At 65.8% G+C, this 19,861-nt stretch carries 13 protein-coding genes and 9 pseudogenes; 8 read left to right on the top strand and 14 right to left on the bottom strand.

The features are described from left to right. Positions 1-111 precede the first annotated feature (111 nt). The 7 genes and pseudogenes from NHF48_RS19195 to NHF48_RS19165 all read right to left on the bottom strand — a co-directional run bounded on the left by NHF48_RS19195 (position 112) and on the right by NHF48_RS19165 (position 7,151). Positions 112-1,528, bottom strand: a pseudogene (locus NHF48_RS19195) (UDP-N-acetylmuramoyl-L-alanyl-D-glutamate--2,6-diaminopimelate ligase). Between the two features lie 10 nt (positions 1,529-1,538). Further along, positions 1,539-3,257, bottom strand: a complete 1,719-nt coding sequence (locus NHF48_RS19190) for a peptidoglycan D,D-transpeptidase FtsI family protein (RefSeq protein WP_060526690.1) — start codon at positions 3,255-3,257, stop codon at positions 1,539-1,541. 39 nt (positions 3,258-3,296) lie between these two features. Continuing rightward, complete coding sequence (locus NHF48_RS19185; RefSeq protein WP_253071993.1) at positions 3,297-3,953, bottom strand: hypothetical protein; 657 nt, start codon at positions 3,951-3,953, stop codon at positions 3,297-3,299. After that, a pseudogene (gene rsmH / locus NHF48_RS19180) lies at positions 3,950-4,901 on the bottom strand (16S rRNA (cytosine(1402)-N(4))-methyltransferase RsmH). The gene NHF48_RS19185 and the pseudogene rsmH overlap by 4 nt, the downstream one beginning before the upstream one ends. Then, complete coding sequence (locus NHF48_RS19175; protein ID WP_107952158.1) at positions 4,898-5,398, bottom strand: division/cell wall cluster transcriptional repressor MraZ; 501 nt, start codon at positions 5,396-5,398, stop codon at positions 4,898-4,900. Before NHF48_RS19175 ends, rsmH begins: the two are co-directional and overlap by 4 nt. Positions 5,399-5,850: 452 nt before the next feature. Continuing rightward, positions 5,851-6,090 (bottom strand): hypothetical protein, encoded by a 240-nt coding sequence (locus tag NHF48_RS19170; protein WP_093399599.1) that lies wholly within the window; start codon positions 6,088-6,090, stop codon positions 5,851-5,853. Positions 6,091-6,180: 90 nt separating this feature from the next. Continuing rightward, positions 6,181-7,151 (bottom strand): annotated as a pseudogene (locus tag NHF48_RS19165) (cysteine synthase A). 168 nt (positions 7,152-7,319) lie between these two features. On the opposite strand from NHF48_RS19165, the gene NHF48_RS19160 reads away from it, so the two are divergent. From NHF48_RS19160 to aat, 4 genes and pseudogenes are all read left to right on the top strand, one after another. Continuing rightward, a complete protein-coding gene (locus NHF48_RS19160) occupies positions 7,320-7,490 on the top strand; it encodes a hypothetical protein (protein ID WP_253071992.1) in 171 nt (56 codons plus the stop codon). A gap of 126 nt (positions 7,491-7,616) precedes the next feature. Continuing rightward, entirely contained in the window at positions 7,617-7,985 is a 369-nt protein-coding gene (locus NHF48_RS19155) for a hypothetical protein (RefSeq protein ID WP_253071991.1), read from the top strand. 107 nt (positions 7,986-8,092) lie between these two features. Continuing rightward, positions 8,093-8,814 (top strand): annotated as a pseudogene (locus NHF48_RS19150) (ParA family protein). Then, positions 8,811-9,542 (top strand): leucyl/phenylalanyl-tRNA--protein transferase, encoded by a 732-nt coding sequence (gene aat / locus NHF48_RS19145; RefSeq protein ID WP_253071990.1) that lies wholly within the window; start codon positions 8,811-8,813, stop codon positions 9,540-9,542. The pseudogene NHF48_RS19150 and the gene aat overlap by 4 nt, the downstream one beginning before the upstream one ends. A gap of 35 nt (positions 9,543-9,577) precedes the next feature. Here aat and NHF48_RS19140 read toward each other — a convergent pair. From NHF48_RS19140 to NHF48_RS25395, 5 genes and pseudogenes are all read right to left on the bottom strand, one after another. Next, positions 9,578-9,811 (bottom strand): annotated as a pseudogene (locus NHF48_RS19140) (DUF2155 domain-containing protein); the annotation flags it as partial. A 197-nt stretch (positions 9,812-10,008) separates the two neighbouring features. Further along, entirely contained in the window at positions 10,009-10,401 is a 393-nt protein-coding gene (locus NHF48_RS19135; protein WP_056060269.1) for an NADH:ubiquinone oxidoreductase subunit NDUFA12, read from the bottom strand. A 450-nt stretch (positions 10,402-10,851) separates the two neighbouring features. Continuing rightward, positions 10,852-11,278: pseudogene (locus tag NHF48_RS19130) on the bottom strand (DUF192 domain-containing protein). Between the two features lie 68 nt (positions 11,279-11,346). Further along, positions 11,347-11,922, bottom strand: coding sequence for a cold-shock protein (locus NHF48_RS19125; RefSeq protein ID WP_253071989.1), 576 nt, complete (start codon positions 11,920-11,922; stop codon positions 11,347-11,349). Then, positions 11,913-12,851, bottom strand: coding sequence for a regulatory protein RecX (locus NHF48_RS25395; RefSeq protein ID WP_342454691.1), 939 nt, complete (start codon positions 12,849-12,851; stop codon positions 11,913-11,915). Before NHF48_RS25395 ends, NHF48_RS19125 begins: the two co-directional genes overlap by 10 nt. Here NHF48_RS25395 and NHF48_RS19115 point away from each other — a divergent pair. From NHF48_RS19115 to NHF48_RS19105, 3 genes and pseudogenes are all read left to right on the top strand, one after another. Next, positions 12,850-14,586 (top strand): annotated as a pseudogene (locus NHF48_RS19115) (fatty acyl-AMP ligase). The gene NHF48_RS25395 and the pseudogene NHF48_RS19115 sit on opposite strands and share 2 nt — an antisense overlap. A gap of 156 nt (positions 14,587-14,742) precedes the next feature. After that, on the top strand, positions 14,743-15,840 hold the full coding sequence (locus NHF48_RS19110; protein WP_253071988.1) for a hypothetical protein: 1,098 nt from the start codon (positions 14,743-14,745) through the stop codon (positions 15,838-15,840). After that, on the top strand, positions 15,819-17,114 hold the full coding sequence (locus tag NHF48_RS19105; protein WP_342454761.1) for a putative bifunctional diguanylate cyclase/phosphodiesterase: 1,296 nt from the start codon (positions 15,819-15,821) through the stop codon (positions 17,112-17,114). The genes NHF48_RS19110 and NHF48_RS19105 overlap by 22 nt, the downstream gene beginning before the upstream one ends. Positions 17,115-17,141: 27 nt before the next feature. Here the strand turns inward: NHF48_RS19105 and NHF48_RS19100 are convergent. Beyond that, positions 17,142-18,432: pseudogene (locus NHF48_RS19100) on the bottom strand (M20/M25/M40 family metallo-hydrolase). A 168-nt stretch (positions 18,433-18,600) separates the two neighbouring features. Between NHF48_RS19100 and NHF48_RS19095 the strand changes: the two are divergent. Then, positions 18,601-19,272, top strand: coding sequence for a PAS domain-containing protein (locus NHF48_RS19095; RefSeq protein ID WP_056486696.1), 672 nt, complete (start codon positions 18,601-18,603; stop codon positions 19,270-19,272). A 12-nt stretch (positions 19,273-19,284) separates the two neighbouring features. On the opposite strand, the pseudogene NHF48_RS19090 reads toward NHF48_RS19095, so the two are convergent. Continuing rightward, positions 19,285-19,741, bottom strand: a pseudogene (locus tag NHF48_RS19090) (universal stress protein). Positions 19,742-19,861: the final 120 nt, after the last annotated feature.

Genomic DNA, 19,861 nt, shown 5'->3' with positions numbered 1-19,861 from the left:
GCGGGAGGGGTCGGGGGAGGGGCTGATCAAACAGACCGGACGCCAGTACGTACGTCATGCCCTCCCCTAGCCCCTCCCGCAGGCGGGAGGGGAATGAAGACGTCTTCGCTTTCACGCCGCGCACTCCCGCGCGACGGTCACGTCGTCGAAGGGGAGCACCATGTCGCCAACGATCTGCCCCTGCTCATGCCCCTTCCCCGCGATCAGCACGATGTCTTCTGGGCCGGCCTCGCGCACGGCAGCGCCGATCGCCGCACGCCGGTCGCCGATTTCCTCTGCTCCCCCGCGCGCCCTTCAGGACGTCGCACCGGATCGCGCGAGCATCCTCGGTCCGCGGGTTGTCGTCCGTCACGATCACACGGTCGGCGTGTTGCACAGCAACCTGCCCCATCGTCTCGCGCTTGCCGGTGTCCCGATCGCCCCCCGCCCCGAACACCACGATCAGCTTGCCGCCAGCATGTGGCTTGAGCGCAGCGATCGCTGCTTCGAGAGCGTCGGGTGTGTGAGCATAATCCACGTAGACCGGCGCACCCGACTTCGCGATCACCGCGCGTTCCAGCCGCCCGCGGACCGGCTGCAACCGCGCAAGATTGGCTATCGTTGCTGCCACATCGCCCCCGGTCGCGATCACCAGTCCTGCCGATACCAGCGCGTTCGCCGCCTGGTAGGCACCGATCAGCGGCAAGGTGACCTTATACGTCTGGCCCTCGGCCTCGATCGTAAGCCCCTGCCCCAGCAACGTCGGATCGCGCCCGACCAGCCGCAAAGTCTCGCCCTGCGTGCCGACCGTCACCAGCCGGTTGCCGCGCTCGCGCGCTAGGTCGATCACCCGCGCCGATTGAGGATCGTCAGCCCAGACCACCGCCGCGCCGTCGGTCGAGAGCACTTCGGAGAACAACCGGATCTTGGCAGTGAAATACGCGGCCATGTCGCCGTGATAGTCGAGATGGTCGCGGCTGAGGTTCGTGAACGCCGCCGCAGCGACCTTGAGCCCTTCGGTCCGATACTGCGTCAGGCCGTGGCTCGATGCCTCGAACGCCAGATGCGTCACGCCTTCACGCGCAAGCCCCGCCACGTTCGACAGGAACGTCACCACATCCGGCGTGGTCAGCCCGGTCGTAACCCGCTCGTCCGCCGTCGTAACCCCCAGCGTACCGATCGAAGCAGCATGAAACCCCGCCATCCGCCACAGCTGGCGGGTCATCTCAACGCACGACGTCTTCCCGTTAGTCCCGGTAATCGCCACCGATGTCTCGGGAAACGGCGCGAAGAACTTTGCGGCCAGTTGCGCGAACCGCTCGCGGGGGTTGTCGTCGGCGATGTAGGTGGCGCCCTCGACCGTCAGCCCAGGCCGCGCCACGACTGCAATCGCGCCAGACCGGATCGCATCGGCCACGAAATCCTCACCATTCACGCGCGCGCCTTCGAACGCGCCGAACACCGTGCCCGGCGCGACCTTGCGGTGATCGATCGCGAACCCCGTCACCTGCGCCTCTTCCGTCCCGTCGGTCAGCGCTGCGAGTTTCATGCAATAGTCCTCATTGCCCGGTCGGCTGTGTACGCGACGGGTCCTGCCACAAAGTCGGCAGGATGTCAGACTCGTCGATGTCGCGGTGCGCGTCGGGCACCACGCCCAGGATGGCACCGACACGCGAGATCGTGCGACCCACCACCGGCGCGGTATTCCACGCCGCGGTCTTCCACCCGGCGGTTTCCTTCGTACCGAGCGGCGAATCGAGCATCGCCAGCACGACATAGCGCGGCGCATCCATCGGGAATGCTGCGGCAAACGTCGCCACGTTCCGCGAGTGATCGTAGCCACCCGACACAGCCGCCTCGGCCGTCCCGGTCTTGCCGCCGACGCGGTAGCCGGGCGCATCGCCCTTGCGACCCGTCCCGCGCTGCACGATCAGTCGCAGCATCTGCCGCATCCGCGCGCTGGTCTGCTCGCTGATGACGCGACGACCGGCAACCGCATGCCCCGGCGCGACCTTCAGCAACGTCGCCGGCCGCCAGATCCCGCCGTTGACCAGCGCCGCATACGCGCTCGCCAGATGCAGCGGGGTCACCGCGATGCCGTGCCCGTAGGCGGTGGTCATCGTCGTCGTGCGCGCCCAGTATTTCGGCCACAACGGACGGCCCTTCTCGCGCAGTTCGATATCGGGCTTGGTATCGAAGCCAAGCTTCTTGAACATCGCCTGCATCTTCGCGGGCCCGACCTCATCGGCGACGCGCGCGGTAGCGATGTTGGACGAATAGATCAGCGTCTCGGCCATGTTGAGCCAGCGCTTCGGATCGCCCCGCTCGTCGTGGATCGTGAAGCGCCCGACCTGCAGCGGATGGGTCGCATCGAAGCGCCGCGCGAACGATGTGACGACACCCGTGTCCATCGCGGTCGCCATCGTGATCGGCTTGAACGTGGAGCCAAGCTCGAACACGCTCTGCGTCGTGATGTTGCGAAGCTGTTCGCTGCCCGACATGCCGACGCGGTTGGGGTTGAACGTCGGTAGCGAGACCATCGCGATCACTTCGCCGGTAGCGACATCAAGGACGATACCGCCAGCACCGCGGGCCGAGAACGTCGTCATAGCGCGGCCGAGTTCGCTCTCCATCGCCGCCTGGACGCGGTTGTCGAGCGACAGCGCGACCGGCGTGCCGTTGAGCGCGGGATTGGTCAGCCGCTCGTCGAGCACGCGCTCCATCCCGCTCATGCCGTGGCCCGCGGTCGACAGGAAGCCGAGCGCATGCGCCGCCATCGTCGACTGCGGATACAGCCGCTGCGTATCGCGGTCGAACACGATCGCGGGCTCGCCGATCGCATTGACCTGCTCGACCAGCGCCGGCGACGCGCGCCGCTGGAGATAGATGAAGCTCTTCCCCGACGTCAGCAGCGCATAATAATGCGCCTGGTCACCCGCCTCGGGCATCAGCGCGGCAAGCTTGCTGGCGATCTCGGTCGGATCGCCGATCAGCTTCTTCGGGTGGACCGCGATCGTCCACGCATCGATCGTCCGCGCGAGCGGCGCGCCATTGCGATCGACGATGTCGCCGCGTGCCGCAATCGCCGCCGAGCGCGCCTGCGGATCGGCGAGCGACGCCTGCACCGCCAGCATCCCGAGCCGCCCGACCACCACCAGCACCGCTGCTCCGAACAGGAACATCAGCATCATCAGGCGCGTGTGCGCCGTCGCCACCAGTGCATGACGCTGGTTGGCGCTACGTTGCTGCGAGACGGGCCGGGCGACCAAAGCGGTCACCGCCGCTTACGGCTCTCGGAGCGGGCGCCGCTCATGATGTCACCCAGCGTCGTGTCGGACAGCAGCTTCCGGTCGAGCATCGCAACCGCCTGCGGCCGGACCTTGGCCACTGCTGCGAGGCGTTCGGTCTTGGCAGCGCGGACGAGTGCGGCCTCGGCCGAGCGCGGCGTCGACACCGACGCGCGGATCACGACCGGCTTGAGCGCGGTCTTGGACGCGGCCTGGATCGCGACGTTCATCGCGCGCGGTGCGGTGACCTGCGCCATCTGGACCGGAGCGACGGGGGGCAAGCTTCACGACTGGCGGAGCGGCGGTGACCGGGACGATCGACGTGGAGACGACGGACCCCGCCCCCGACGGCACGAGCAGCGCGGCGGTCTGGACCCCGTCGGCGCGCAGGCTGTTGACGTCGAGCGCCGCGAGCGCGGCCTCGCTCACGACGAACTGGCCCGCCGTCGGTGCCGACAGCGCCAGCGTATCGCCGTTCCAGCGCTCGAGCTGCGCCAGATTGCCCCGCGTGTCGAACTCGGTTTCGAGCGCACGGATGTCGCGCTGCGCGGAGCGGATCTGACCATTGACCGCCTCCAGCTTCTTGCGCTCGGCGGCGACCTGCAGCGACACGAGGTAGAAACCGAGCACGACGGCCACGCAGCCCCCGAACCAGCCCACACCCTTCATCCGATACGCCGCCGTCATGTCGTCACCTCTTCCGTCCAGGGTTGCGCGGAGGTCCGCCGCGCCGTCCGTAATGTCGCCGAGCGCGCACGCGGGTTGCGTGCGATCTCGGCCTCGCCGGCGCGAACACCGCGGCCGACATGAGAAAAACTAGGTTCCGCAACGGCTTTCACCTGCGGAAGATGACGCGAACCTGAAGGCGAGCCCCCCGGAACGCGTGCGCAGGAAGCGCTTCACCATCCGGTCCTCGAGGCTGTGGAACGTCACAATGGCCAGGCGCCCACCGGGTTTCAGCACGCGCTCGGCCGCGAGCAACCCGTCGGCCAGTTCGCCGAGCTCACGGTTCACGTGAATCCGGATCGCCTGGAACGCGCGCGTCGCGGGGTCCTTCTTGTCGTGCGCTTTGTAGCCGAGCGCGCGGCGGACGATGTGCGCCAGCTCGCCGGTCCGCGTCAGCGGGCGCGCCGCGACGATCGCCCGCGCTACACGCCGCGACTTGGGCTCGTCGCCATATTGATAGAGCACGTCGGCGATCTCGTTCTCGTCCGCCTCGTTGACGAAGTCCGCCGCCGACATGCCGGCCTGCGCCATCCGCATGTCGAGCGGGCCGTCCGACTGGAACGAGAAGCCGCGCTCGGCTTGGTCGAGCTGCATCGACGACACGCCGATATCGAGCGTCACGCCGTCCACCGGCGCGAGGCCGCGCGCCTCGAGTTCGGACGCCATTGCCGAGAAGTCCGCGGCGATCAGCGTCAGGCCTTCTTCGGCCTCTTCCATCGCGCGACCATTGGCGATCGCGTCTGGATCGCGGTCGAACGCGACGATCCGCGCGCCCGACTTGAGCAACGCCAGCGTATAGCCGCCCGCACCGAACGTGCCGTCGACCATCGTCTCGCCGAGCTCAGGGGAAAGCGCGGCAAGGACTTCGTCGAGCAGGACGGGAATATGCGGAGCGTCGGGGGAACTCACAGCTGCACCCCCTTCTCGGCCATGTAGAAGCGCGCCATCTCCTTGACGACGGGGGGCATGCCGTCGGTGGCGATCAGCGTCGCGGGGTCCCAGATCTCGATGTAATCGAGCACGCCATAGAAGAACGCATGGCCCTTGATGCCCGCATAGAAGCGCGGGAACGCGGGCATGATGAAGCGACCGGAGCCGTCGAACGGCACCGCTTCGCCGGACGCGGCGGCGCGCTTGATGTTGTAGTCGTACTCGCCGTTCTCGGACGTGTTCTCGGATTCGCGGCGATCGAGGCGCTCGGCGAGAATGTCGACGTAACCGGGATCGTACGCGACCAGGCAGCGATTCTTCTGATGCGCGCCGATGATGATGGTCCCGCCGTCCTTGCCGTTCGCCTTGGGCGCATTTGCCGAGAGCATCGTGCGGAGTGCCGAGGGGATGGCTACCCGGCCCTTGTCGTCGACAAGGCCGATACCGTCTCCTTGATAGCGACCCCGTACCGACACGCCAAAACCCTTCGAACTGGCGCGCACGCTTCACCGCTTCGAAAAGCAGCCATCGCTACGTTTCGAACGCGTTTTCAGCGAACGATGAAAATGCCCCCTGTATTAACCTCCATCTACCATAGCGCTTCGGGGACGCAACGGGATTTTTGGGGATTGGACGGATTTCACCGCAATTGCGATGCTCAGTCTGGGGGGAATATGCGGGTAGACCGGATGTGAAAGTGCTGACGACTGTTTTGACTACTGGGGATATCCGGGGATGAAGTGCGGAAGCTCCTCAGATGGTCGAAGCCAACGCACGCCAGACGTTACCAAGGGGTAACGCTCTCCCCTCCCTGGAAGAGAGGGGGTCGGGGGTGGGTCGGCCCGATCGAGCCACTCGCGTTCAGGTATGCGGAAACCAACCCACCCCCAGCCCCTCCCTTCCAGGGAGGGGAGCAAGAAGGCAGCAATTACTGCGCGGGCGCCTGCGCGTTGGCGCTCGGCGCCACGCCCATTTCCGCGAGCGGCTCGCCCGCTCCGGCGGCTTCGGTAACGTTCGAAACGCCCATGTTCGCCACCACGTCGGCTTGCGCGGTCCCCGCGGTCGCGACCGGCCGCTCGCGATTCGTCGAACCGATAATCGCGCTCGCGAGACCGATCAGCAGCACGACCGCGGCGAGGCCGATCATGCCGACCTTGATGCGCTGCATGGTCTGGGAAGGTTCGTGGGGGTAACTTCATCTTGCCCTACCTCGATACCCGACTACCGCGCTTCTGTCGATTCTCGGGAACCATCCCGCTCAGACCAGACCCTTCGCCTGACGCCATTCGGGGTCGTACAGCGTCGAAAGATAGCGGAATCCGGTGTCGCACAGGATCGTCGCGATCCGCTTGCCGGGTCCCAGGTGCTTCGCCAGCGCCACCGCACCGGCGACGTTAATCCCCGACGACAGCCCGAGGCAGAGCCCTTCCTCGTCGAGTAACCGTCGGACCCACGCATACCCCCTCCTGATCGGAAATCCGGAACTGCGTATCGATCGGTGCCCCCTCCAGATTGGCGGTGATGCGCCCCCTGCCCGATACCCTCCGCGACCGAAGAGCCCTCTGCCCTCAACTCGCCGTGTGCGTAGTAGTTATATAGCGCAGCGCCATGCGGATCGCTGAGCGCGATGCAGACACTTTCGTCCTTCGCCTTGAGCCCGAGCCCGACCCCGGCGATCGTCCCACCGGTGCCCGCCGCGCAGGTGAAGCCGTCGATCCGCCCGTCCATCTGTGCCCAGATCTCCTCTGCGGTCCCGACAATATGCGCACGGCGATTGGCTGTGTTGTCGAACTGGTTCGCCCAGATCGCGCCCGGCGTCTCGTCGGCGATCCGGCGCGAGGTATGGACGAAATGGCATGGCGACGAAAATGCCGCGGCGGGGACCAATACCAGTTCGGCACCTAGAGCCCGCAACGTGTCCATCTTCTCGCGGCTCTGTGTCTCGGGCATGACGATGATCGTCTTGTAGCCTTTGGCGTTCGCTACCAGCGCGAGGCCGATCCCGGTATTGCCCGCGGTGCCCTCGACGATCGTCCCGCCGGGCTGGAGCAGTCCGCGCTGCTCCGCATCCTCGACGATGAACAGCGCTGCGCGATCTTTCACCGACGCGCCGGGGTTCGTGTATTCGCACTTGCCGAAGATATCGCAGCCGGTGGCCTCGCTGGGACCTCTCAGACGAACAAGCGGCGTGTTGCCAATCAGGGCGAGCGTGTCGGGTGTCGTATGCATGCGCGCTATGTGGCGTGGTGCCCCGCCTAGAGCAAGCGAGCGAAAGTTTGCACGATTAAACGCCGCCAACGCGAACATCCCAAGCGGATGACATGCTTTTCATGTCGTGTTCATTACAACCAATATATGATCTATGTTAGTAAGTTCGAAACTGGCGGGAGCGGGATGATGGAACAGTATCGGCAGGCTCTGGCCTTGTTGTCGAAAGCGTCAGACCTGATGGAAGCGCTCGGCGACACCTTGATCGCCGCGCATATCGCGACTCCGTTGGCAATGGTCGAAGAACGACTTCAGTCGCAGGATGACGTAGCCAAGCAGGACCGTCCGCTGCACGACTGAGCGCGGACATCTTACCCGTCATACATACTGCCCTATTCGCCGCTATGCGATGGTACCGCAAACCATAGCCCTTGACGCTCCATGCTGCATGCGCGAAGCGAGGTCCCGCTATGAAAATCCTCCCCCATGACCGCCGTCGCCGCGCTGCTCGTGCTGGCAGCCTGCAACTCCAAGCCCGCCTCGCCAGAGGTGCTGGACAGCAATCCCGATCCGATGGCGAACACGCTCGCCAACGCCGCGCCGGTCGAACTGCCGCCCGCGATCAAGTCCGAGAAGACGCTGCGCTGCAAGGACAACAGCCTGCTCTACGTGACGTTCTTCCAGGGCGACAAGCAAGCCGTGGTCAAGACTAAGAAGGACGGCCCCGCGACGACGCTGAAGTCGGACGTCGCCGGTTCGCCGAAGACCGCCGAGGGCGGCTGGTCGATGACCGGCGACGAATCGAGCGTCACGCTGACCGCGCCCGGCAAGTCGGCGCAGACCTGCCACGCGTAAGTTTCTACGTTTAGGAATTGCGAAACGGCCGGCGGATCCTCCGCCGGCCGTTTTTCTTTGCGCCGCGCACCCTTGCCCTGATCGCCGCAGACCGGCACGCTAGTCTGATGGCAACCGTTGCGATCTACAGCCTCAAGGGTGGCGTCGGAAAGACGACACTTTCGGTGAACCTGGCATGGTGCGCCGCGACATTGTCAGCGCGCCGCACGCTGCTCTGGGATCTGGATCCGCAGGCCGCGTCGACCTGGGTGCTCGGGGACCCCATGGAGCCGGGGGTAAAGTCGATCAGGCGCAGGCGATGTTTTCGAAGGACGTCGCGGTCGCCAAGCAGGCGCGGCCGACCGCCTACCCGCATCTCGACCTGATCGCGGCGGACGCATCGCTACGCGGGCTCGACCAGCTATTCCACGAGATGGACAAGAAGAAGCGGCTCGCCAGGCTGCTGGCGGAACTCGCCGGCTATGACCGCGTGATCCTCGACTGTCCGCCGGGGCTGACCGAAACCGCGGACCAGGTGATGCGCGCGGCCGATCTTATCGTCATTCCCGTCATTCCCTCGCCGCTGTCGACCCGCGCATACGACGCGGTGGTCCAGCACCTGGGCGGCCGCACGCCGCTGCTGCCGGTCCACGTGATGGTCGACAAGCGTCGTGCGCTGCATGCGGAGGCGCTGGCCCGCCACCCCGACTGGCCGGTCATCCCGATGGCGAGCAACATCGAATCGATGGCGGTCAAGCGCGCCCCGGTCGGGGTATTCGCGCCGAAGTCCGCTGCCGCGCAATCGTTCGCGGACCTCTGGCGCCGGATCGAACACCGGCTCACCGCATGAGCGACGTTTTAGACCCTCAACTCGTGCTCGGCGCCTATTCGGTCGGCGTGTTCCCGATGGCCGACAGCCGCGATGCCGCCAGCGTCTACTGGGTCGAGCCCCGCCGCCGCGCGGTACTGCCGCTCGACGGGTTCCAGCTCTCGCGCTCGCTGAGGAAGACGATCGCCGCGGACCGGTTCCAGGTCACCGTCGACACCGCGTTCGAACGCGTCGTGCAACTGTGCGCGGAAAGCGTCGAGGGACGCCCCGAGACGTGGATCAACGACGGCATCGAGCGCGTCTTCCAGACGCTACACGCGATGGGGTTCGCGCATTCGGTCGAATGCTGGGACGGCGGCAAGCTGGTCGGTGGGCTTTACGGCCTCTCGCTCGGCCGCGCGTTCTTCGGCGAGAGCATGGTCAGCCGCGCCACCGACGCGTCGAAGGTCGCGCTCGCGCACCTCGTCGCGCGGCTGCGGACCGGCGGGTTCACGCTGCTCGACTGCCAGTTCCAGACCTCGCATCTCGCCTCGCTCGGCGCGATCGAGATCGAGCGCGCGGATTACGTCGCGTTGCTGGGCGCCGCGCTCGAGGGAGCGCTCAAGCCTTCGTCCGCCGCTGGGGTCTTCTCGGCGGCCGGCGACTTTCGCGCGCTCGATCGCTTGGCGGGCAAGGCGTCCGCAGGCGGCGCGGTATCGGGGCCGGTCTCCGGGAAGGTCATCGCACAGCTCTTGGTCCAGACGTCGTAGACCGGATGCTGGACCGCGTTCAGCGCCGGGCGTTCCTTGTACAGCCAGCCCGAGAACGTCCGCCGCCAATGCGTGTCTACGCCGCGCACCAGCACCTGTACGAACGCGCCGGTCAGCTGCTCCTGCTCCCACGGAGCGGTCTGTTCGCACGCCCGCAACCGCAGCACGACGTCGCCCATGCGCGTCGCCTGGCCGGGCTTGAGCGTTACTTCGCGGGTTTCGCCGTTACGCTTGTTGAGCAGCCCGAGCACCGCAACGCGCTGTGCCATCGGGGTGCCGCCATTCGCAACCGCGGCGGCGCCGGTATCGATCGTCTCTATCGAGGAATTGCCCTGCTCGTCAGCTCCCGGCAGGTCCTGCTGGACCGCAGCCACCTTCGTCGCGGGCGTGGTGAGCGCACGGTATCCGAACCAGCCACCCACCGCCAACGCCACGACCAACACGGCCGCGGCGAGCCAGCGCATGATCACCCTTCGGGCGTCCAGGCTTCGTAATCGCCCGTCGCGGCGGCACGGTGGCCACCCTTTTCGAGCGCGCCGGCAGGCCGATAGGCGAGTGCGGTACCGGTCATGTTCGGCACGGCCGGCTTCTGCCACGCGCGGATGGGCGGCAATGCGCGATCGGGCACGTCGTCGACCTGGTGATGCAGCCAGCTGAACCACGCCGGCGGCACCCGGCTCGCATCGGTCGCGCCCTGGTAGATGACCCAACGGCGCGGGTTGCCGGCGGTGTCCTTGCCACCTTCGTAATAGACGTTGCCGAGCGCGTCCTCGCCCTTCTTCGCCATGCTGCGCAAGCCGAATTTGGTGCCGAGGGTGGCGCCGTTCCACCACGTGAAAGTCGATGCAAGAAAGCCCATGGTTGGCGCTTACCGCGAGTGGGGGCGGGCTTCAACCATGATGATGGGGAAGGTCCTCATCCTTTCCCGCTAGGGGAAGGATCGTGGAGGTCCGCAGTTTAGACGTTGCCCCGCTCTCCTTGTTCTCCCCGCGAAGGCGGGAGCCCAGTCTGGGTCCCCGCCTTCGCGGGGAAACAGTCTTGGTTGTTTGGAAGAGCTAGCCGCAACGAACCCCCCACCTTTTTGCAGGATCAATACAGCAACGACACCTCCCCGGCGAAGGCCGGGGCCCAGGTGGAAAGGTCAAAGTAACGGAGCGCAGCGTCAGTTAGCGACGTCCCCCAACTGGACCCCGGCCTACGCCGGGGAGGTGTCGTTCCGGAGTTTTGGGTCGACCGGAGTATCGGTCGACGAGGCGAGATCGACCTGACCAACGACAATCGACTACCACGCTTACGCCAAACCGAGCGCCTACCTCGCCTTGTCCCACGTCACCAGATCACCCTCCGCAATCCTCAGTTCCCGCAGCGCGGCCGCCCATCAGTTCCAGCACTGCGCCGACCGGCTCGCCCGACGGGATCGGCGCTTCGGAAAACGGCACCGCATTCTCGGCGATCCTCGCAATCGTCCCGTCCGCACGGATGTAGATGATATCCAGTGAGCTCGGCGTGTTCTTCATCCAGAAGTTCGCCACCACCGGCTCGCCACCCTTGGCTGGATACGGCCAGAACAGCATGCCGCCACCGGGCTTCAGGTCGGTGCGGAACATCAGCCCGCGCGCCTGCTCGGCCTCCGTCTTCGCGCTCTCGACCTTGAACGCGTGCGTCCCGTTCGCGCTCTTGATCGTCAGCGGCAGCGTAGCGACCGCGGCCACGTCCGAGTCCGCGCGGCTATTCATGTACGCGACACCCCCGGCGCCGACGCCCAGCGCCAGCACCGCGGCCAACACGGCCTTCGCAACGAATGTCATCCGAGATCCTCTTCGACCGCGACGGCAAGCGGCCCCTTACGCCCTTCGACCACGCGCGCGCGGAGCGGCTGGTCGGGTTCGACCGTCTCGATCCCGGCGCGGCGCAGCGTTTCCATGTGGACGAAGATGTCGCTGCCATCGGCACCCCGTACCAGAAAGCCATAGCCCTTCAACCGGTTGAACCACTTCACCGATGCTGCCTCGAATGGCCCCGCCGCGTCGATCATCGCGATCGGATCGATCCGATCGGGCGAAATCGGTGCCCGAACCTGCTCCTCGACCGCGTTGGTCAGATCGATCGAGAGGATCTCGCGCGCCTGGAACCCGCGGCCGCGTTGAACCGACAGCGTCTCGACGCGCGCACCTTCGGGGAGGCTGCGGCGGCCGTGCGCCTGCAGGACGGAGAAGTGTACGAGGATATCGCCGACGGTCTCGTCGTCCGCCACCGCGAAGCCGAACCCGCGCGTGACGTCGAACCATTTGATGACGCCGCCGATCGCACGCGTTTCGGCCGCGCCAACACCATCAAGCGTCGTCGTTCCCGCTTCCACTGGCCCCACCTCTACCGGCATGTCAGCACCTGCTGCGTGTCGTTACGCATTGTTACACCCCTGGACGCCTTGCTAGCACGGTTCGTCGCAGTCGCAATGAATCCGTTGCGACCCTCAGTCGAAATCCATCGATTCGGGGCTGTCGGACGGCGGTGCAGCAACAATTTTGCGTGCGAGATCGAACCGGTGCCCCGCCCGCAGCATCGCCGCGAGCTGTTTTTCGTGGAGTTTTCGGTCGCCGTCCCCGGTGCCGTAGGGGCCGATTCTGCTTGCGTCGTGCGAAGGCGAGTGCCGATTCTGACGGCGCGGTCGGCGATTGCGGGCGCAACCGACTCCGCATCGCCTTCATCGATACCGGCCTCGCGGAACGCGCCGGCGACTCGGCGAGCGCCGAGGCCGCGTCGCTGCATCGCAGCAGCGCGTTGTTCGGCAAAGGCACGGTCGTCGACATAACCGAGATCGGCCATCCGTTGCGCCAGTTCACCAGGCTCGGCCAGCGCCGCGCCGGTGCCTCCGTCCCAGCCGCGTTCGCGGATTTTCCGCATCAGGTAATCGGTCAGGCGGCCCCGCGTAGTCGCGAACCGCTCGACATAGCGCAACGCCATCTGTTCGAGTGCCGCAGCATCGAGCGGTTTCGGCGCAGGACGCTCGCGCGTCCGGTCCTTGCCGTGCTCCCTACTGCCGCCCTTCCCGCCACCTTTGCCCCAGCTCTTGCCGCCGCGCCGCTTCGTGCCGCCGCTATCGTCGAACGCGCCGTTTTCCTGGTCGCCGGCATCCAGCGACGGGGGAAACGCGTTGCTTTCGCTGTGGCTATCATCGGTCACGCCATCATTGTGCCACACTGGCACCCGAAGTTGAACGGCTATACTTAAGATAGGCGTGGTGTGTTCGAGCGCCGCGACGAACCAAGGAACTGCGATGACGACCGACACGGCTAACAAGGACGGCATGACCGTAGCGTCAATCGTTGCGACGCCGACCCAAGACGCCCTGCCGCGCCGCTTCGCAGATTTCGGCACCTTGGGCGAAGCGCTCGATTACGCCGCTAGCGGTAACCGCGGGCTTAATTTCCACGACGCGCGCGGCACCTTGTCGCAGCCCTACCCCCTATTCGCAACTCCGTACCGACGCCCGTGCGATGGCGGATCGCCTGATCGCCGCCGGTGTCGCTCCTGCAGACCGCATCGCCCTAGTCGCGGAGACCGGCCCTGAGTTCGCCGCCTTGTTCTTCGGCGTCGTCTATGCCGGTGCGTGGCCCGTGCCGTTGCCGCTGCCAACCTCGTTCGGCGGCCGCGACTCGTACATCGAACAGCTCCGCGTCCAGCTTGCGAGCTGCGACCCGAAGATGCTGATCTTCCCACCCGAACTTGCGCAGATGGCCGGCGAAGCCGCGCGCCTATCTGGCACCGTCGGGATCGACTGGTCCGAGTTCGGGACGCGCGAGGCACCCGTCGCAACGCTGCCCGAGGCAAAGCCGGACGACATCGCGTACCTGCAATATTCGAGCGGCTCGACGCGCTTCCCGCACGGCGTCGTCATCACCCACGCCGCGCTACTCAACAACCTCGCCGCGCATAGCCACGGCATGGAAGTCTGCGACACCGATCGCTGCGTCTCGTGGCTGCCCTGGTATCACGACATGGGTCTGGTCGGCTGCTTCCTGTCGCCGATCGCAAACCAAGTCTCCACCGACTACCTCAAGACCGAGGATTTCGCGCGCCGTCCGCTCGCGTGGCTCGATCTCATCAGCCGCAACGAAGGCACGACGCTCAGCTATTCGCCGACCTTCGGCTACGATATCTGCGCGCGCCGCATGTCGTCGCAGACCAAGGCGAGCGATCGGTTCGACCTGTCGCGTTGGCGCGTCGCGGGGAATGGCGCCGACATGATCCGTCCCGACGTGATGCAGTCGTTCGTCGACGCGTTCGCCGATGCCGGCTTCAAGGCCAGCGCGTTCCTGCCGAGCTATGGTCTCGCCGAGGCGACGCTCGCGGTTTCGCTGATGCCGCCGGGCGAAGGCATCCGCGTCGAACTGGTCGAGGAAACGCAGCTTTCGGGTGGCTCGCGCGGTGGGGACCGTCCCTCAGCGCTACCGGGCGATCGTCAATTGCGGCGAGCCGGTCCGCGACATGCGAATCGAGATCCGCGAAGAGGACGGCACGCCGCTCCCCGATCGCGCGATCGGCAAGGTCTGGTGTAGCGGCAAGTCGGTGATGGTCGGCTATTTCCGCGACGACGCGGCGACCGACGCGTGCATGGCCGACGGTTGGCTCGATACCGGCGACATGGGCTATATGTCGGACGGCTACATCTACATCGTCGGCCGCGCCAAGGACATGATCATCGTCAACGGCAAGAACCACTGGCCGCAGGACATCGAATGGGCGGTGGAACAGCTCCCCGGCTTCAAGGCCGGCGACATCGCCGCGTTCGCGATCACCACGCCCGGCGGCGAGGAAACCCCCCGCCGTATTGGTCCAGTGCCGCAGCTCCGACGAAGCCGAACGCCTGCGCCTGCGCGACGAAATCCGCGAACGCGTGCGGTCGGTGACGGGCATGAACTGCCTGATCGAACTGATCCCGCCACGCACCCTGCCGCGCACCTCGTCGGGTAAGCTCAGCCGCGCGAAGGCGCGCAACCTGTACCTGAGCGGCGATATAAAGCCGTACGACATCGCAGCCTGAGACCGCCCTGCCTGAGACAGGCGGCGGGTCACGCCGCCACCGCTGACACGCGAATGAAACTATGCAAGGACGTCCACGACTGCGTGGATTGATCCAGATCGAACTAAATTACAGTCACGCTGGTCGATAAGAACGATCTGATAACCAAGCGGACCTATGACCGACGCCGTGAGCCCTGCACCGCCTTCTCCGTCACGCCGCGTGACCGTCGATCTCTTCAGATTGATGGGTCTCCGCGGTGGCGGGGCGGACCATGTCGAATGGAGCCGCATCCGTGCCGCGCAGTTGTTCGCTGGGCGCAAGATGGCACTGGTGCTGCTCTCGACCAATCTGGCCGCTGTACTGGCGACCGGGTTCCTGGTCAGCGCGACCGTCCCTGCGTGGCAGGTCACGACCTGGTCCGCGTTGCTCGTCGCGATCGCCGTCGCTGTCGCGTTCCGGCGTCTCGCAGTCCCGCACACTGGTGAAAGCCAGGCGAGCGTCCACGACCTACGCAAGACCGGGTGGGAGGGTCTGGCGCTTGGCCTCGGCTGGTCGTGCGTACCGATCCTGTTCTGTACGCATGCTCCCTCGGGCACGACCGCCGGGCTTGGCATTACGCTCACCCTGTTGATGACGGCCGCGGCATTCGCGATGGCGCCGCTGACGCTCGCGACGCTGATCTTCGTTGGATATCTCGGCGCGTCGATGGTCATCCAGCTGCTGATCGCCGGGACGACATCGGCAGCGATCGGAATCTTGGCCTTCACGCTGGTACTGATGGCGGGATGCGTCAGCCGTGCCCGCGCCCTCGTCCTGATCCGCGCCAACGAGATCGCGCTGAACGAACGCGACGAGACCGTGAGCCTGCTCCTCCGCGAGTTCGAGGATACCGGCGCGGACTGGCTGTGGGAGACCGACGCGATGCGGCGAATCGTTCGCGCGTCGTCGCGATTCGCGGTCGCGTGCGGGCTCGATCCTGGTGAGATCGACGGGATGCCGTTGCTGCAATTGCTGGCCGGCCCGAGCTGGGACAGTGGGGAGTTCGCCTCCGAACTCCGGACGCTTGCCGAGAAATTGCGCCGTCGCGACAGCTTTCGCGACGTCCGCCTGCCCGTGACGATCAACGGTGACCTGCGATGGTGGGAAATAGCCGCCTCCCCCGGTTCGGAGACGATGGCGAATTCTACGGATTTCGCGGCGTCACGTCTGACATCACCGAACTGCGCGCTTCGGAAGACCGGATCAACCGGATGGCGCGGTTCGATGTGCTGACCGGGCTGCCCAACCGGCTGATGATCAACGAGACGCTCGTCAGGACGATGGCCGAGGCCGACAGCTGGGGTGGCCGCTACGCGTTCATGATGCTCGATCTCGATCGGTTCAAGGCGGTCAACGATACGCTCGGCCATCCGATCGGCGATCGCCTGCTCGGCAGCGTGTCCGAACGGCTCGAGGGCTTGATGGGGGACGGCAGCCTGTGCGGGCGGCTTGGCGGCGACGAGTTCGCGGTCATCGTGCGGGGCGCGAGCGATGCGGGTGCGATCGACGACCTTGCGCGACGGATCATCGAGACGCTGTCGCGACCCTATGAGATCGACGCCCACACGCTGTACATCGGCGCCAGCGTCGGCATCGCGATCGGCCCGCGCGACGGACGCACCGCGGAAATGCTCGTCCGCTCCGCCGATCTCGCCCTCTACCGTGCCAAGGACGCCGGCCGCGGGGTGTATCGCACCTACGAGCCGGAACTGCACGTGAAGGCGGAGGAGCGGCGTGTCCTCGAAATGGCGCTTCGCACCGCGCTCGAGAATGGCGAAATGCACCTCGACTACCAGCCGGTCGTCGATGCTCGCGGCGAGACGCTGGTCGCGTTCGAAGCGCTGCTGCGCTGGACCAGTCCACGCTTCGGTATCATCGCGCCCGAAAAGTTCATCCCGCTGGCCGAGGACGCGCGCCTGATCGCGCCGATTGGGGCGTGGGCGCTTCGCACGGCGTGCGAGGAGGCCGCGAAATGGCCGTCCGACATCCGTGTCGCAGTCAACGTCTCTGCCGACCAGCTCCAGAACCCCAATTTCGTGACGACGGTCACCTCCGCGCTGGCGAACACCGGCCTGGCCGCGGATCGCCTCGAACTTGAGGTCACCGAGAGCGTATTCCTGACCGAGGCGCTTGGCGCGACTAAGGTCCTGGAGCGGCTGCTCGACATGGGCGTGCGGCTTAGTCTCGACGATTTCGGCGTCGGCCATTCGTCGCTGGGGTATCTCAGCCGTACGCGGTTCTCGTCTATCAAGATCGACCGGAGCTTCGTCCGCGACGCCGCCGCCGGGACGCGCGAAGCGGTTGCGATCGTCCACGCGGTGATTGCGCTCGCCCGGAGCCTCGACATCGACACGACGGCGGAGGGCGTCGAAACCGAAGCTGAGCACCGCATGGCGCAAGCGTTCGGTTGCACCAACGTCCAGGGCTTTTATTTCGGCCGCCCGATGCCCGTCGAACAAGTGCGCGCGCTTGCGAATGGTCGCTGGAAAGCATCGGCCGCCGCCTAGGCAACCGATGCGCGCGTCGATGGACGGTTACCGGGTCGGTCGGCGGTCGCGTCCGGCGAAGCTGACGAGGCTTTCCGCGCCCGTCGCCGACAAAGCGGACACGCCGACGAAATTGTCGTCCACCGGCACCTGCGTCAGGATAGTCCCAGTCCCGGTAACGTCGCGAGTTTCCGTCCAGCTCTGCGCATCGTTGCGACGCCACCGCACGCGGTAGCCGGCAGCGCCTGGCACCGCAGTCCACTTCACCGTCGTATCGCGGGACAATGCCCCGGCGATCGACACGTCTTCGGGTGCCGCGGGGGGCGCTGGCGATCCGTGACAGCGTCGCGACGTTGATCGCGGTCACTTTCGCCAGATACGGAAAGTCCATGCCCTCGATCGTGTCGCCGTAGACCACTCCCTTTTCGGTGCGCAGGTCCTGATGCTGACGATCCCAATTCTCGGCCGCGACCGAGAACCGCACCGCGGGGTAGCCGAGCTTAAGGAAAGGCTCGTGATCGCCGCCACGCCCGAACCGATCTGGCCGGCGATCGATCATCACGTCGAGGCCGCCGGGAATGTCGCGCGCGATACCGTCGATCGCCTTGGCCAGCGCGCGGCTGGGGCCGTCATCCTCGCCGCCCTCGGCCCGGCGGCCCTGCTGGGCGACCAGATCCTCGGATGCACGAATGCCTTCCGAAAACACCCGGACCTTGTCGGCGACGCGTACGCCGCCCTGCCCGACCGTGTTGCCGACGATGTCGTTGTTGAGCATCGCCGACACCTGCCAGCCGCGCGCCTTGGCGGTATCGGCGAGCAGTTCGGCGCCCCACAAGCCCTGCTCCTCGCCCGAGAACACCGCGTAGACGATCGTCGCGTCGAACTGGCGTTGCGACAGCAGTCGCGCCGCCTCCAGCACCAAAGCGACGCCCGAGGCATTGTCGTTCGCGCCGGGCGCATCCGACGTCACGTTCATCACGTCGGTGACACGGCTGTCGATATGCGCGCCGACGATCACGACGCGATTGGGATCACGTCCTATTTGAATCCCGAGCACGTCCTCGACTACCACGCCGGTCGGTGCGCGTGGTCCGGTGAAGCGGCGCGAGATGCGATCGACGGTGATGCAGCCGCCACATGTCGCGGCGATTTCCTGGAAGCGGCTAGCGGCCCAGTTCCGGGCGGCACCAATACCGCGTTTCGGGTCGGTGGTGGTCGACGCGGTGTGTCGCGTACCGAAGGCGACCATCGTGGTCACGTCCGCCTTCAGGCGAACCGCGGACGGAGCAGGGTAAGGGGCGGCGGCGGCAAGTAGCAGCGGGACGGCAAAAATAGGCATGAGCGGATCGTGGCCTGATCTCGCGCCACGCTCAAGAGGGTAGCGTCACAATCGTTCCCGGCGGGCAATTTTGTGTGCCGACAAGATGTTATGCAAAATGGACCGATCAAATGTTTGAGACTTTTTAAGCCAACCGCTATTATATGATCAAGAGCGCGAGGACCTAAGATGATCATTGGCCATTCTGTTTCAGACGGCGACGGCGTTATCCTCGCGATAGACGAACCGGTCGCGGCGGTGCTGCAACGCACGCAGAAACAGCTTGTGGGCCTTTCCTACCTATCGATAACGCACCCCGACGACGTCGCGCGTAACCTGAGCCACGTTGCGGCATTGCAACCCAATGGCAATTCAGCCCGAATCCGGAAACGTTACATCGGCGGCGAAGGCGATATCATCACGATGGAAGTCCAGGTTTCGCGACTGGGCAACGGCAAGCCCGGCAGACTAATCGGCACCCTGTGCACCGCTCCTACGCTCGCCGACACAATCAGTGGCGATGCCATGCCGCATCATCTTTGGCGCCGGGCCAAGGACTTGCTGGGAATTATCCGTGCGCGCGACGCGGTACTCGGGTCCGATCTTTTCGCCGATCATGCGTGGACGACGCTGCTGATCGTATACGTCGCAGAAGCCGAGAGCCGAATCGCAAGCGTCGACATGGTTGCCGACCAGCTACGCCTGTCACGGTCGACGCTCGGTCGCTGGATTCGCGTGCTCCAGGCGAAGTCCCTAATTGAACCGCCAGACAGCAATCTCGATGCGTTGCAGCTCACGCAGACTGGCATCAACAGCGTAGAGCGCCTGCTGGCCACGCATTCGGCAATGGCTGTCAGTTGAAGTCCGCCTCACTCAACTGAGCCGGTCGATTGCCTCGCGCGTAAGCGATCCGGGAATGATCATGACCGGCACCGGCAGCGAACCCGCATCAGTCCCCGCAAAATGCGCGATGAGTTTGCCTGGAGCACCAGTCGCCGCGGCGCCGAGAACCAGCGCCGCGATATCGGGATTTGCGGCAATCATCTCGCGGATGATCTTCGCGCTTTCTCCCCTCGCGCACCGTGATCGACGGACGCAACCCGGACTCTTCGAGCAATGTCCCGGCGGCACCAGCAACCAGCCCCTCGGCATGCAGGCGCGCTTCTTCCTCGATCGTCGCCTGGACGCCGCCGAACGCGATGAACTCCTGCGGTGGGATCACCGTGAGGATTTCGACCCCGCCGCCGGTCTTCACCGCACGCCGGGCCGCGAAACGCAACGCGATCCCAGCTTCCGGACTGTCGTCGATAACCACCAGATAAATGCGCATTTTCGCCCCCCGTTATCGCCGGTAATTGGGCCGCGGCGGGTCGATACGCAAGTGCGTCGGGGTTGACCCGAGCGGACGAGGGCGCGAGTAGGCATGCCGTTACGTCACGCCCTGGGGAAA

Origin of the sequence: Sphingomonas sp. H160509 (assembly GCF_024124765.2) — a bacterium.
GTDB lineage: Bacteria > Pseudomonadota > Alphaproteobacteria > Sphingomonadales > Sphingomonadaceae > Sphingomonas.
The sequence above is the reverse complement of the archived record's forward strand: the minus strand, read 5'-3'. Positions and strand labels throughout refer to the sequence as shown.

What these genes read in the sequence shown, in the direction of transcription:
- NHF48_RS19105 (WP_342454761.1), top strand. Translation starts at nt 15,819, where the DNA reads ATGGCGCGGTTCGATGTGCTGACCGGGCTGCCCAACCGGCTGATGATC.
- NHF48_RS25395 (WP_342454691.1), bottom strand. Translation starts at nt 12,851, where the DNA reads ATGCCGTCCTTGTTAGCCGTGTCGGTCGTCATCGCAGTTCCTTGGTTC.
- NHF48_RS19170 (WP_093399599.1), bottom strand. Translation starts at nt 6,090, where the DNA reads ATGCAGCGCATCAAGGTCGGCATGATCGGCCTCGCCGCGGTCGTGCTG.
- aat (WP_253071990.1), top strand. Translation starts at nt 8,811, where the DNA reads ATGAGCGACGTTTTAGACCCTCAACTCGTGCTCGGCGCCTATTCGGTC.
- NHF48_RS19155 (WP_253071991.1), top strand. Translation starts at nt 7,617, where the DNA reads ATGACCGCCGTCGCCGCGCTGCTCGTGCTGGCAGCCTGCAACTCCAAG.
- NHF48_RS19185 (WP_253071993.1), bottom strand. Translation starts at nt 3,953, where the DNA reads ATGACGGCGGCGTATCGGATGAAGGGTGTGGGCTGGTTCGGGGGCTGC.
- NHF48_RS19095 (WP_056486696.1), top strand. Translation starts at nt 18,601, where the DNA reads ATGATCATTGGCCATTCTGTTTCAGACGGCGACGGCGTTATCCTCGCG.
- NHF48_RS19160 (WP_253071992.1), top strand. Translation starts at nt 7,320, where the DNA reads ATGGAACAGTATCGGCAGGCTCTGGCCTTGTTGTCGAAAGCGTCAGAC.
- NHF48_RS19125 (WP_253071989.1), bottom strand. Translation starts at nt 11,922, where the DNA reads ATGCCGGTAGAGGTGGGGCCAGTGGAAGCGGGAACGACGACGCTTGAT.
- NHF48_RS19110 (WP_253071988.1), top strand. Translation starts at nt 14,743, where the DNA reads ATGACCGACGCCGTGAGCCCTGCACCGCCTTCTCCGTCACGCCGCGTG.
- NHF48_RS19135 (WP_056060269.1), bottom strand. Translation starts at nt 10,401, where the DNA reads ATGGGCTTTCTTGCATCGACTTTCACGTGGTGGAACGGCGCCACCCTC.